Raw genomic sequence first — 13,265 nt, 5'->3', positions numbered from 1 at the left:
GCCCGGGGGGGGGGGGGCCCGGGGCGGGGGGGGCGGGGGGGGGGGGGGCCCCCCCCCCCCCCGCGGCCCGGCTGCACACCGTCACCGGCCCGGCGTACGGCTATCCGCTGCGCGGCAGCCGGAGCTGGCAGCCGTCCTGGCGGGCCGCCTTCGGCGCGATGGTCGACGACATCCTCGCCGACGCCATCCGGCTGGACAGTGCGCTACCCGCCCCGCCGGAACGGATCGGCGACCTGCTGCGCCGGCACGCCGACGTCCTCGACGAGGTACGCCGACCCGCGCTGGTCCACTTCGACCTCTGGGACGGCAACGTCTTCGTCGCCGCCGATCCTGCCGGCACGGTCCGGGTGACCGGCCTGATCGACGGCGAACGGGCCTTCTTCGGCGACCCGCTGGCCGAACTGGTCTCGATGACGCTCTTCCGCGAACTGGACGACGAACCGGAGATCCTCGCCGGCTACGCCTCCGCCGGGCACGGCCGGCTCGAACTGACCGCGACGGCCCGCCGCCGGCTCACCCTCTACACCATCTATCTCTATCTCATCATGTGCGTCGAAGGCGCCACCCGGGGCTGGGGCGGCCCGGAACGCGCCGAATACGAGCGCTGGCTCGCGGGGCTGCTCGACGCGCAACTGGGTCGGCTGGACCAGGTCCGGCAGGCATGAGACGACGCCACACCGTCGCCCCGGCGACCGGACACGCCCGGTCAGCGGGGCAGCGCCTGCTGGAGTTCGGCCCGCAGCGCCGGAGTCAGCATCTCACCGGCCGCCTTGGCCAGCTTCGCCATCTCGTAACCCACCACGCCGATGTCGGCGTCGTTGGCGGCGAGCGTGGCCAGGATGGAACCGTCCCGGATCTGCATGACCAGGAAGTAACCCCGGCCCATCTCGACCACCGTCTGCTTGACGATGTCGCCGTCGAACATCTCCGCGGCCCCGGTGGTGATGCTGGACAACCCGGAGGTGACCGCCGCGAGCTTGTCCGCGTGGTCCCGGGGCAGGTGCTCGGAGACCGCCACCAGCAGTCCGTCGGCGGAGACGACGATGGCGTGCGCCACCCCGGGTACCCGTTCCGTGAACCCGCTCACCAGCCAGTTCAGATCCCGTGCCTCTTGACTGAGCGTGTTCAATACTTCTCCTCTTCGGTGCGCGCGCCGGCCGGCGCCATGGGTATCACCATCGTGTCTTCCGCCTCGGCTCGGCGGAGACCACCGTAGTACCGCGACAGCATCCCGCCCACCTGCTCCGGATCCGGCGCCTCACGCGGGGCCGGCGGCTTGGGTTGTGCGGGCGCTGCCTTCACCCGGAGCTGGGCCATCGGGACCCGGATCGGCAGCCCGTTGGCGTTGGTCCCGCCGGTCACCGGTACCGCCGGAGGGGCGTTCCCGGTGGCCAGCGCCCCGGTCGGGGCAGCGGCGGTGGCAGCCGGCGCCGCCGCGCTCCCCCTGCCCTGCCGGGACCACCAGGTACTCGCCGGTGCGGAACCGGCACCGGCGGCCATCCCGAGCACGTCCTCGGCCCGGGTCGGTGTCTCCCGGCGCCCGGCCCGGCGGAGCGGGCCGCCGTCGCCGCCCTCGGCCGGCCGGCCGGCCGGTGGACGCGTGCCGTTGGGGCCGGCGATCGCGCCCGCGACGATCTCCAGCATCCGCCGCCCCGAGCCACCCGTCGGTTCCGCCGGCGGGGCCGGGGCGAGCAGGTTCGCCGGCAGCCAGACCGCCGCCGCCAGGCCACCCTGCCCGGTGGTCCGCAACCGCACCCGGACACCCTGCCGGGCGGCCAGGTGGCTGACCACGAAGAGACCCATCCGCTCCGACGCGGCGACGTCCGCGGCCGGCGGAACCGCGAGCACCTGGTTGGCCCGCTCCAGCGCGGTCGGGCTCATCCCCAGCCCCTCGTCGACGATCTCCACCAGGACGCTGCCGTCCCGCTGCCCGGCGGCCTCGACCTGGACCACCGTGTCCGGGCGGGAGAAGGAGGACGCGTTCTCCAGCAGCTCCGCGAGCAGGTGCACCAGGTCGGCGACGGCGTGCCCGACGACGTACAGCTCGTCGGCGACGTGGTGCCGGATCCGCTGGTACTGCTCGATCTCGGCGACCGCCGCGAGCATCACCGTGGCGAGCAGCACCGGGCGGTTCCACCGCCGGGTGGCCTCGCTGCCGGCGAGTACCAGCAGGCTGTCGTCGTTACGGCGCATCCGGGCGGCGAGGTGGTCCAGCTTGAACAGGTTGTCGAGCTGGTCCGGGTCGCTCTCGTCCTGCTCCAGCTCGTCCAGCAGCTCCAACTGCCGCTCGACCAGTACCTGGCTGCGTCGGGCCAGGTTGACGAACATGGCGTTGACGTGTCGACGCATGACCGCCTGCTCCAGCGCCACGGTCACCGCGCTGCGGTGCACCGCGACGAACGCCTCGGCCACCTCGCCGATCTCGTCCATCGACCGGACGTCGGCCGGCGGTACCTCGAACTCGGCGGCGACCGGGTCGACCGTACGCAGCCGTTCCAGGGTCTCCGGCAGCTCGACCTGGGCAACCCGCAACGCCTGGCTGCGCAGCATCCGCAGCGAGCGCGCGACGGAGCGACCGATCGCGATCGAGGTGAAGAGGGCGGCCAGCAGCACGCCCAGCACGCCGCCCGCGGTGAGCAGCGTACGGCGCAACTGATCGGCCCTGCGGGCGTCGGCCAGCGCGACCGCGTCGTCGACCGCACCCGACTCGACCTGGCGGAGCAGTTCCTGCCGCTGCTGGCTGATCGTCCACCAGCGACCGGGTTCGAGCACCGCGGCGGTACGCCCACCGGCGGAGAAGGTCGTCTCCTCCATCCGGACGGCGGCCACGAAGTTCGGATCGGTCGAGGCCTGGTCGTAGCGTTCGATCTGCCGGTCGGTGGCCGAGAGCCGGAAGCCGGCGAGGCCGCTGAGCTGCTGCGCCCGCAGGTCGGTCAGCGTCACCAGGTCGTTCTGGTCGTACCGGCCGGCCCGGGCCGCGGCGTAGAGCTGGCCCCGGATCCGCGAGTTGATCTCCTTGACCTGGGCGAACTCGACGTACCGCAGCACCGCGTCGGTGAGGTCGCCGCGATCGGTGCCGGGCGAGGGCTCGGCCAGCAGCACCAACAGCACCTCGATGCTCCGGTCGTACTCGGCGAGCACCGGGTCGGGGTTCGAGCCGGCCGCCGGCACCGACGCCCGGACCTCCGGCAACCGTTCGAGTGCGTTGTCGACCCGGTCGTAGGAGATCCGCCACGACGCCTCGCCCCGGGCCAGTGGCGAGGCCGCCGTCCGGAACCGTTCGACGGCCCGGTCGGCGACCGGGTAGACCGACTCCAGCGCCGGCAGCGGGCGGCCGGGCTCGACCGGCGGCGCCGATCCGGTGTTCAGGGCCGCCAACTCGCCCGCCGTCTGGTCCCGCTCGCGCTGCAACTCGTGCACCAGCGCGGTGATCTCGCGGCCGACCGTCACCTGGTCGGCGAACTCGTCGAGCAGGTCGGCCTGGCTGACCAGCGCGCTGGTCTGCGCCCCGGCGAGGACCAGGAACGCGACCGACGGGACCACGAGGACGGCGCCCAGCTTGGTACGCATCCGCCAGTCCCGCACCCGAAAGGGTGACCTGCGGCGATGTGGCACCACCCGGACGTCGAGACGGCGCCGGCGGTGACGCGAGACGGCGCCATGTGACGGGTCCGGGGCAACAGCCACCATGCCTCCTACCGTCCTCGATGCGGGGCGCGCCAAGGAGCGGAGCTATTTCAATTCAGGCCCGGACCTGCTGTCAATGATCAGGGGGGCGGAACAGCTCACGAAGGATACTGCGGGCGATCAGATCTTGTCGCTGTCGCTGACTCGTCCTCATCCGTCCGGACGATGCGCTCAAGACCGGACGCGCCATCCAGCCGACCGATCGCCACCAGAGCGGCGCCAACCGCACCGATCTCCGGATTTCGGACGTGATGCACCTCGCGCGGCGCCAGCGTGACCGAGAAGGAGCGCCGCCACCAGCCGGACGCGGCGACGGCACCACCACCCAGGACGACCTGGACCGACTCGTCCAGGGTGGACTCGATCGCCGCGACCCCCACCGCGACCTGACGGCAGAGCGCGTCCATCAGTCCGGCCAGGATCTCCACCGCCGTGGTGTTGAAGCCCAGCCCGGAGAGCCCGCCGGAGCCGGCCGGGGCGAGCCCGGGTGGACGGTCGCCGCCCAGCCGGGAATCGGCGGGTACGCCGTCGCCCGGCGGCACCCGGGCCAGCGCGCGGTCCAGCTCCGGACCCTCGGGCAGCCGCATCTCCCGCCGGGCCCAGGCGTAGAGGTTGCCGCCACCGGAGAAGGCGGTACCGGTCACCACGTGCTCGTGGTCCACCCGGTAGCGCCAGAGCTCCTCCGGCAGCGGCGGCAGCTCGGCGCCCGCCGGGACCGGCTGGACCAGCCGGACCGCCGCCGAGGTGCCGACGGTGACCGCCGCGCGCCGGCTGTCGTAGCAGCCGGAGCCCACGTTGGAGGCGGCACCGTCGCCGCTGGGCGGTGCCCACCGGGCGTCCCGCAGCGCCGGCCAGCGCCGGGCGTACCCGGCGCGGAGCCGGCCCTGCCAGGCCAACGGCGCCAGCGTCGGCAGCTCCCCAGGGCGTACCCCGGCCAGCTCGCACGCCTCCCGGTCCCAGTCCAGGGTCCGCAGGTCGAGCAGGCCGGTACCGGAGGCCTGCGAGATCGACATGACCGCCTCGTCGAGGAGCCTGCCGAAGACGTACTCGATCAGGCCGGCGAAGCGGATCGTGTCGTCCCCGCACCGCTCCCGCAGCCAGGGCAGCCGCACCGACCAGTAGAACCGGTGCCACCAGGTGCCGGTACGCCGGTGGTAGTCGTCCGGATCCTCCGGCCCGGTCACCCCGGCCGGTGCGGTGGCCCGGGTGTCCAACCAGGTCAGCACGGGGCCGAGCGGATCACCGGCGGCGTCCAGCGGCACCACCGAGTGCCACTGCGCCGAGGCGACGACGAGCCCGACGCCGTCGAGATGGTCCGCGGCGGCCAGCTCGTCGAGGCACTCGACCAGGGCGGCGAAGTAGGCGGGCCCGTCCAGCGTGGCCCGGCCGTCGCCGCCGATAGTCACCTTGGCCGGTCGCCGGGCCAGCGCACCCGGCAGCGGCCGGGCGGCCGCGTCCAGCACCAGGCCGCGCACCGACGACGTACCCAGGTCGAGAGCGAGAATCCTCATCGACGAAAACCGTACCGGTTCACCGGTGCCGACCAGGGCAAGGTCGGGCGGTACCGGCCGGACGGGCCGCACGGGCGGGGCGCCCACCTGGTGGACGGCTGGGCCGAAGGGGTGCCGCCCGTGGCGCTGTCTGGCCTAGACTCGGCCCGTGCTCGCGCGACTCAACTCCTGGTGGCCCGCCATCCCGGCGGCCGACCTCCGCGCGTAGCAATCTTCCACGCGGCCGCCCCACGCGGCGGCCGCCAGGGTTCCCTGCACGTCTCTCCGGCCACCGCTCGGGACGGCCCCCGGCTGTGAGGGACGACCGATGACCCTGCTCGACCACCTGCTCCGCACCATCGCCAGCGGCGCCGACCCCGGCCCGTTCGCCCTGCTACGCCGGGACGGCGCCGCCGGCCTGGAGGTCTTCACCGGTGTGCCGCACACCGTCGACAGGCTCGCCGACATCCCCCTGCCGGCCGGGCCGGCCGGGCCGCGCACCCTCGCCGTGGTGCCGTACCGGCAGGTCGCCGAGCGCGGCTTCGCCTGTGTCGACGACGGTGCCCCGCTGGAGTGTCTGGTGCTCGACGAGCCCGAGCGGATCCCGCTGGCCGAGGCGCTGGCGGCCCTGCCCGAGGTGCCGGTACCGGTCCGGGACGCCGGCTTCGACATCGCCGACCCGGAGTACGCGGAGATCGTCGGCCGGGTACTGCGCGACGAGATCGGCCGGGGCGAGGGGGCCAACTTCGTCATCCACCGCTGCTACCTCGGCACCCTGGCCGGTGCACCGCTGCCCGCGGCGCTGGCCGCACTGCGCCGGCTGCTGACCGGTGAGCGGGGCGCCTACTGGACGTTCCTGGTGCACACCGGCCGGCGGATCCTGGTCGGCGCCTCCCCGGAACGGCACGTCAGCGTCGAGGACGGCCTGGTCATGATGAACCCGATCAGCGGCACGCTGCGCCACCCGGGCCGGCCGGCGGAGCGGGAGGAACTGCTGCGCTTCCTCGCCGACCCCAAGGAGATCGACGAGCTGTACATGGTGCTCGACGAGGAACTGAAGATGATGGCGACGGTGGCCGAGCGGGGTGGGCAGGTGATCGGGCCGTACCTCAAGGAGATGGCGAACCTGACCCACACCGAGTACCTGCTCGCCGGGCGCGGCTCCCTCGACGTCCGGGAGGTGCTCCGGGAGACGATGTTCGCCCCGACCGTCACCGGCTCGCCGATGGAGAACGCCTGCCGGGTGATCGCCCGGCACGAGCGGCGGGGCCGGGGCTACTACGCGGGGGTACTGGCACTGCTCGGTCTCGACGAGGCCGGCCGGCAGACGCTGGACGCGCCGATCCTGATCCGTACCGCCGAGATCTCGCCGGACGGACAGTTGCGGGTGCCGGTCGGCGCGACCCTGGTGCGGCACTCCACCGCCGCCGCCGAGGTGGCCGAGACGCACGCCAAGGCCGCCGGGGTGCTGGCCGCGCTGGGGCTGCGGTCGGCCCCGGCCGGTCCGGACGACGAGCGGGCCGGCGAGGCTGCCGGCGCCGGCGCGCCGGGGCAGGTCGGTCCCGCGCCGGCCGCGGAGGTCCGGCTTGCCGACGATCCGGCGGTCCGGGCGGCGCTGGCCGCCCGCAACGTGGGACTCGCCCCGTTCTGGCTGGAGCAGCGGACCCCGGATGCCCCGGTACGACCGGAGTTCGCCGGCCGCCGGGTGGTGGTGGTCGACGGGGAGGACACCTTCACCGGCATGCTCGCGCACCAGTTGCGCGCGCTCGGCCTGACCGTGGCGGTGCGACCCTGGGCCGAGGTCACCGAGCCGGGCGGGTTCGATCCGGGCAGCGTCGACCTGACCGTCCTGGGCCCGGGACCGGGCGACCCGGGACACCCCACCGACCCGAAGATGGTCGCCCTGCGCGGCCTGGTCGGCCGGCTGCTCGACACCGGGGCACCGACCTTCGGCGTCTGTCTCGGACACCAGATGCTGGCCGGCCGGCTCGGCCTCACCCTGCACCGACGCACCGCGCCCTACCAGGGGCTCTGCCGGGAGGTGTCGCTCTTCGGCACCGTGGCCCGGGTCGGCTTCTACTCCAGCTTCACGCCGCTGGCCGGCACCGACCGGCTCGACACCGGATACGGGCCGGTACTGCTGGCCCGGGACCCGGTCGACGGTGCGGTGCACGCGCTACGCGGACCGACGTACGCCGGGGTGCAGTTCCATCCCGAGTCGGTGCTCAGCCGGGACGGGTTGGCGGTGTTGACCGAGGTGGTGGGCCGGCTGCTTCCGATCCCGGCCGGCTCGGCGCCGGGCGCCGGGGTTTCCCGCCCGCAGCCGGTGGGCGGCACCATGCCGTCGGGAGCGGGGCGGGGCGCGACCGGGGCGCATACTTCCCGGCATCCCGGGTAGGCATTCGCAAGCCGGTGGTCCGGGCGGGTTGAGAGCCCTCGCCCGGGCCGCCGGTCCGCCTCTGCCGCCCGCCCGGACCCTCGTGGGACCATGGGTCGGCCCGGGACGTGGCTCCACCGGTCCCGGTCCGCCCCCGCGTCCGGCGCGTTGGAGGTCTGCTGCGATGTCCGGCCACGCCCTGTCGACCGGGCCGACCGGCGATGCCCCGGAGTCCGCCGCGGCCGGCCGGGCCGAGCCGGGCAGTTGGGCGGCACGTTACCGGTTCTGGGACGTCTACTTCGGGCTGGTGGCGGTCGGCGTCGCGGGTTTCCTGGCGGTCCACGGCACCGATCCGTTGTCGCGGCTCGCGGCCCTGCTGCCGCTGGCCGGGCTGGCCGGCTGGTACGTCGGCTTCGGCCGCCGTCTGATGCGCGACGAGATCGAGGACTGGCGCGGGTACGCCTACCTCGCCGGCGTTCTGGCGCTCTACGTACCGGCCGTACTGGTCGACGGGTCGGCGTCGTTCGTGCTCTTCGCGCTCTGCCCGCAGGCGTACATGGTGGCGGCTCCGGTGCCGGCCACGGTCGCGGTGGTCGCGTTCAACTCGGTACACCTCGTGGTGCTGCTGGCCAGGGGTGTCGAGCCGGCGGAGGTGGTGACCGGCCCGCTGCCGGTCGCGGCCCTGGTCGTGGTGCTCTCCGCCACCCTGGGCACCTGGAGCCAGCGGGTGGTCGCGCAGAGCCAGGAGCGGGCCCGGCTGATCCGCGCGCTGGACCGGTCCCGCTCGGAGGTGGCCCGGCTGTCGCACGAGGCCGGGATCCTGGCCGAGCGGCAGCGGCTGGCCGGCGAGATCCACGACACCATCGCGCAGGGCCTGGCCAGCGTGGTGTTGCTGGTGCAGGCGGCCGACGACGACGTGGACGGTGATCCGCAGCGGGCGCACCGGCATCTGGCGCTCGCCGCGCGTACCGCCCGGGAGAACCTTGCCGAGACCCGTGAGTTGATCGCGGCATTGACCCCGGCGGCGCTGGCCGGCTCCTCGCTTACCGACGCGCTCGCCCGGCTGGTCGACCGGTTCACCGCCGAGACCGGCATCCGGGCCGACTTCCGGTGCGTCGGCGACCCCGCCCCGCTGGCCATGTCGACCGAGGTGGTGCTGCTGCGGGCCGCCCAGGAGTCGCTGACCAACGTCCGCAAGCACGCCGACGCCGGGGTCGCCTCGGTGCGGCTCGACTTCGGGCCGGACCGGGTGCTGCTGACCGTGACCGACGACGGTCGTGGCCTGGCCGCCTCCACCGGCAGCGATCCGGCCTCCGGCGGTTACGGGCTGACGGCGATGCGGGCCCGGGTGGCGCAGGCGTCGGGGGTGCTCACCGTCGGTCCGGGCACCGCCGAGGGAGCCGGGACGACGGTACGGGTCGAGCTGCCGGCCTAGTCACCGTCGACCCGGTCGCCCTGCCGGGCCCAGGTGTCGAGGCCGGTCAGCACCTCGCGGAGTCCGGCACCGCGCGGGGTGAGGAGGTAGCTGATCCGGGTCGGTGGCCCGGGGTCCACCCGGCGACGCAGCAGCCCCGCGTCGGCCAGTTCGCGCAGCCGTTCGGTGAGCACCCGCCGGGAGATGCCCGGCAGTGCCTCGGCGAGATCGCGGAACCGGGCCTCGCCGTGGCCCAGCACGTGCAGCAGGTCGAGGGTCCAGCGCCGGCCGAGTATTTCCAGTGCGGCCGAGGTGGCCGCCGGAAGCCTCCGCCCGGAGACGGTTACTTTTCCCAACCTGGTCTCATCGGTTGTAGGCCGTACGCCGGGCGGGTCGGCCGAGGTGGGCTGGCCGGCCAGGAGTACGCCGATGCCGTCGAGGACCCGGCCCAGGCCGAACTCGAAGTCCTGCCGTACGGTCGCGGGGGCACCGACCTGCTCGGTCAGCCGGGACAGCAGCGGAAACCGGCCGGTGCCGAGCAGCCGGGTCAGCGCCGGTGTCTCGGCCGCCCACCACTGCTCCGCGTTCACCCCGGTCCGCCGCTCCTGCTCGGCCTCGGTCTGCACGTAGCGGGCGGCGCCCTGCACGTAGTCGCTGACGGTCAGATAGACCTGGAGCATCGTCGCCGGGTCGAGCCCGAAACCGTCGACGGCGCAGAGCACCCACTCCACGTTGGCCAGCACGTTCGGTCCCAGCGGAGGGCGTCCGGTGCCCGCCACGATCGGCAGCACCCACGGATGCCGCTGGTACATCGCCCACTCCCGGCGGGCGGCGAGCTCGATCCTGGCCCGCCAGCCGGCGGGGCCCGGCTCCGGATAGTCGATCTCGCCGAAGGCGGTCTCCACCATCAGGTCGACCAGCTCGGCCTTGCCCGGCACGTACCGGTAGAGCGACATCACCCCGGCGTCCAGGGCGGTGGCGACCCGGCGCATCGAGAGGGTCGCCAGGCCGTGCGCGTCGGCGAGCCCGATCGCCACCCGCACGATGCGGTCCAGGCTCAGCCCCGGGCCGGTCCCGGCACCGTCGCGTTCCATCCACCCCGCCCCGATCGTCGCTACCCGGTACGCATCCTCGCGTACACTGTACCCACGATAGTGAAGGTGAGGAGGTGACGATGTCCGAGACGATGACGGTACGCCGGGCCGGGCTGGCCGATGCCCGGGCCGTCGCCGAGGCGGTGGGCCGGGCGGGGCTGGACGAGGCCGTCTTCAGCTGGGTGGTGCCGGACGAGGCCGCCCGCCAGGCGTGCGCGCAGGCGTGGGTGGAGTTCGCCCCGGCCTGGGTCTCCGGTCTGCTGGAGACCGGGGAGATCCTGCTGATGCGGGACGGCTCGTTGGCGATCGGCGGCCTGTCGGTGTGGGAGTTGCGCGGTCCCGGGCGGGACGAGTCGACCGCCCCCGCCGACCCGGTCGAGGCGGAACGGCAGGCCGCCTTCCTCGACCGGGCGTACGGCCGGTACGCGCCCCGGATGGCCCTGGTCGACGAGCTGATCGCGGCCCGCCACCCGGACCGGGAAGCGCACTGGTACCTCCAGCAGATGGCCGTGCTGCCGGCGCTGCGCGGCCGGGGACTCGGCGGTGCGATGCTGCGCCACCAGCTCGACCGGGCCGACACCGACGGGCTCGGCACCTACCTGGAGGCGAGTTCACCCCGCAACCGCGCCCTCTACGAGCGGTACGGCTTCCGGGCGCGCGGTGAGCCGATCCGGCTGCCGGAGGGCGGCCCCGCACTCCAGCCGATGTGGCGGGACCCGCGGCCGCCCCGGGCCGCGACCGGCGACTGAGCCACGACCGGGGGGCGCGAGCCTGCGGCCCGCCGGTCCGTCAACCCCCCTCGAAACCCTCGCGGCCGATGGACCGGGTACTGGCCAGCCAGATCCCGAAGCCCATCGCCAGGATCGCCGGTACCTCGACCAGGAGCCGAAGTCCGCCGAACGAGAGCGTCTCGTGGAACGCGGTCACCCCGATCACGACGCTGGCGACGGGGTCCACCAGGGTGATGGCGGTGAGCGGCGCGGCGAGTGGACCGTTCTGGAAGGCGTTCTGGTTCAGCGCCACCGAGGCGAACCCGACCACGGCCAGCGCGTACAGGTGCCAGTCGGTCAGCGTCGAGAGCGGGTCGCGGGTGACCCGCTCGGCGACGGTCTTCAGCAGCGACGCGGTACCGGCGTAGAGCAGTCCGCTGGCGATACCGAGCAGGGTTCCCCGGGCGGCGCCGGTGGCCCGGTGGGCCAGGAGTAGGCAGACTGCGACCAGCGCACCGCCGATCAACGCGACTCCGAGCCAGCCCATCAGGGACGGCTGGGCCACCCCCGCGCGGGGCCGGGCGGCGATGAGGAAGACGGTCAGCCCGAGGACGCAGGCACCGACCGCGGTGACGTCACGCGGATGCGGCCGCCGGTGGTCGAGGGCCGCCTCCAGCGGGATCGCCAGGAACATCCCGCTGATGAGCAGCGGCTGGATCAGGGTCAGCGGCCCGAACCGGAGGGCGAGCGCCTGTAGGACCGTGCCGGTCAGGTCGGGCACCTTGGCGAGCAGCCAGCTCCGGCGGCGCAGCAGCCGGATGAGCAGCCTCGGATCGGCGGTGGCGTGCTGCGGTTCCCGCCTCGCGGCGCGCTGTTGCAGGGCGGCTCCCAGGGCGAAGCAGGCGGCGGCGCCGAGCGCCAACACGACCGCCGGGGTGGTCACGCGGCGGTCCCGGCGGCCGACGGCGGCCCGTACTCCGTACCCACACAGCTACGCTACGTGGTGAAATCGTCGCCCACGGACGGTTCCGCGCCGGTCGACCCACCCGTCGCCGGTACGTCCGGACCGCCACCCCGCACGTCGGGGGGGGGCGCGCCCCCCCCGGGGCTCCCCGCCCCCCCCGGGCCCCCCCCCCCCACCCCCACCCCGCCGGGGGGGGGGGCCCGCACCGCCGGGGAGCTTCCCGGCCCGTCCGGGCACCGCCGACCTCTCCCTCGACCGGCCCTCGGGCAACCGACGCCGCGCGCCAGCCCCTGGCCGGGGCTCGACACGCTCCCGGCTCAGGACGCGAGCGCTCCGGCGGCCCGCCCCTCGTGCAGGGTGAGGTTGCGGCCGTTCGACGGGTCGAAGAGGTGGATCTTCTCCAGGTTGAACCAGATCCGGTGGTTGCTCCCCTCGCTGACCGGGGACTCCGCAGACAGGCGGGTCACCAGGTTCCCGGCACCGCCGCCGAAGCCGTCCGCGCCCACGTCGGCGGCGAGTTCCTCCAGCTCCGCCGCGCTGGCCCGTTCACCGGAGACGGTGAGGTAGACGTACTTGTCGGAGCCCATCGACTCGACGATCTCGACCGGCGCCTCGAACTCCAACCCCCGACCCCGGGTCTGCTCGTCGATCAGCCCGGCGTCCTCGAAGTGCTCCGGCCGGATGCCGAGGATCAGCTCCCGGGGGGCGTCCTCGGCCGCCAGCTCACGACGGAGCCGGTCCCCGAGGGGTACGTCGCCGACAGCCGTCCGCAACCTGTCGTCCTCGACCGCGGCGTGCAGGAAGTTCATCGACGGCGAGCCGATGAACCCGGCGACGAAGAGGTTCGCCGGGTGGTCGTAGAGTTCCTGGGGCGGGCCGACCTGCTGCACGGCACCGCCCCGCATGATCACCACCCGGTCGCCGAGGGTCATCGCCTCGGTCTGGTCGTGCGTGACGTAGACGGTGGTGGTGCCGAGCTGCTTCTGCAACCGGGAGACCACGGTACGCATCTGCACCCGCAACTTGGCGTCGAGGTTGGAGAGCGGCTCGTCCATCAGGAACGCCTTCGGGTTGCGGACGATCGCCCGCCCCATCGCCACCCGCTGGCGCTGCCCGCCGGAGAGGTTCGCCGGCTTGCGGTCCAGCAGCGAGGTCAACTCCAGCACCTTGGCCGCCTCGTTGACCTTCTGCTCGATCGTCGCCTTGTCCAGCTTGGCGAGCCGGAGCGGGAACGCCATGTTCTCCCGGACGGTCATGTTCGGGTAGAGGGCGTACGACTGGAAGACCATCGCGATGTCCCGGTCCCGGGGCGCCTTGTCGTTGACCCGCTCGCCGTCGATGCGCAGCTCGCCGGAGCTGATGTCCTCCAGTCCGGCGATCATGTTCAGCGTCGTCGACTTCCCGCAGCCCGACGGGCCGACCAGGATCACGAACTCGCCGTCGGCGATCTCCAGGTCGACGTCCCGGACCGCGACCGTCCCGTCCGGGAAGCTCTTGCTCACCTTGTCCAGCACGATGTCAGCCACTGC

General features: G+C 73.9%; 10 protein-coding genes. 4 read left to right on the top strand and 6 right to left on the bottom strand.

The genetic code is table 11. The features are described from left to right. Positions 1-665: phosphotransferase family protein (locus V1634_RS16880; protein ID WP_331208786.1), on the top strand; the 665-nt coding region annotated here is incomplete at its 5' end. 41 nt (positions 666-706) lie between these two features. Here the strand turns inward: V1634_RS16880 and V1634_RS16875 are convergent. The 3 genes from V1634_RS16875 to V1634_RS16865 all read right to left on the bottom strand — a co-directional run bounded on the left by V1634_RS16875 (position 707) and on the right by V1634_RS16865 (position 5,198). Further along, positions 707-1,129 (bottom strand): roadblock/LC7 domain-containing protein, encoded by a 423-nt coding sequence (locus tag V1634_RS16875; protein ID WP_101365437.1) that lies wholly within the window; start codon positions 1,127-1,129, stop codon positions 707-709. After that, positions 1,126-3,570: a sensor histidine kinase gene (locus tag V1634_RS16870; protein ID WP_331208783.1), complete on the bottom strand. Its 2,445-nt coding sequence runs from the start codon at positions 3,568-3,570 to the stop codon at positions 1,126-1,128. Before V1634_RS16870 ends, V1634_RS16875 begins: the two co-directional genes overlap by 4 nt. A gap of 215 nt (positions 3,571-3,785) precedes the next feature. Beyond that, positions 3,786-5,198: an FGGY family carbohydrate kinase gene (locus V1634_RS16865; protein ID WP_331208782.1), complete on the bottom strand. Its 1,413-nt coding sequence runs from the start codon at positions 5,196-5,198 to the stop codon at positions 3,786-3,788. Between the two features lie 307 nt (positions 5,199-5,505). On the opposite strand from V1634_RS16865, the gene V1634_RS16860 reads away from it, so the two are divergent. Beyond that, the gene (locus tag V1634_RS16860; RefSeq protein ID WP_331208781.1) at positions 5,506-7,575 is read left to right on the top strand and encodes a chorismate-binding protein; all 2,070 of its coding nucleotides are present in this window, start codon (positions 5,506-5,508) and stop codon (positions 7,573-7,575) included. 163 nt (positions 7,576-7,738) lie between these two features. Next, positions 7,739-8,989 carry a sensor histidine kinase gene (locus tag V1634_RS16855; RefSeq protein WP_331208780.1) on the top strand — a complete coding sequence of 417 codons (1,251 nt, stop codon included), beginning with the start codon at positions 7,739-7,741 and terminating at the stop codon, positions 8,987-8,989. On the opposite strand, the gene V1634_RS16850 is transcribed toward V1634_RS16855, so the two are convergent. Beyond that, the gene (locus V1634_RS16850) at positions 8,986-10,062 is read right to left on the bottom strand and encodes a winged helix-turn-helix transcriptional regulator (RefSeq protein ID WP_331208779.1); all 1,077 of its coding nucleotides are present in this window, start codon (positions 10,060-10,062) and stop codon (positions 8,986-8,988) included. The two genes, V1634_RS16855 and V1634_RS16850, sit on opposite strands and share 4 nt — an antisense overlap. A gap of 80 nt (positions 10,063-10,142) precedes the next feature. Here V1634_RS16850 and V1634_RS16845 point away from each other — a divergent pair, with 80 nt between their 5' ends. Further along, the gene (locus V1634_RS16845; RefSeq protein ID WP_331208778.1) at positions 10,143-10,811 is read left to right on the top strand and encodes a GNAT family N-acetyltransferase; all 669 of its coding nucleotides are present in this window, start codon (positions 10,143-10,145) and stop codon (positions 10,809-10,811) included. Positions 10,812-10,851: 40 nt separating this feature from the next. On the opposite strand, the gene V1634_RS16840 is transcribed toward V1634_RS16845, so the two are convergent. Together V1634_RS16840 and V1634_RS16835 are read right to left on the bottom strand one after the other, a co-directional pair. Next, positions 10,852-11,715 carry a DMT family transporter gene (locus V1634_RS16840; protein ID WP_331208777.1) on the bottom strand — a complete coding sequence of 288 codons (864 nt, stop codon included), beginning with the start codon at positions 11,713-11,715 and terminating at the stop codon, positions 10,852-10,854. A gap of 338 nt (positions 11,716-12,053) precedes the next feature. After that, positions 12,054-13,262, bottom strand: coding sequence for an ABC transporter ATP-binding protein (locus tag V1634_RS16835; RefSeq protein WP_331208776.1), 1,209 nt, complete (start codon positions 13,260-13,262; stop codon positions 12,054-12,056). Positions 13,263-13,265 lie beyond the last annotated feature (3 nt).

It is taken from the genome of Plantactinospora veratri, from assembly GCF_036421995.1.
GTDB classification, from domain to species: Bacteria; Actinomycetota; Actinomycetes; order Mycobacteriales; family Micromonosporaceae; genus Plantactinospora; species Plantactinospora veratri.
Note: the sequence above shows the minus strand (reverse complement) of the source record. Positions and strands in the feature narration are given on the sequence as shown.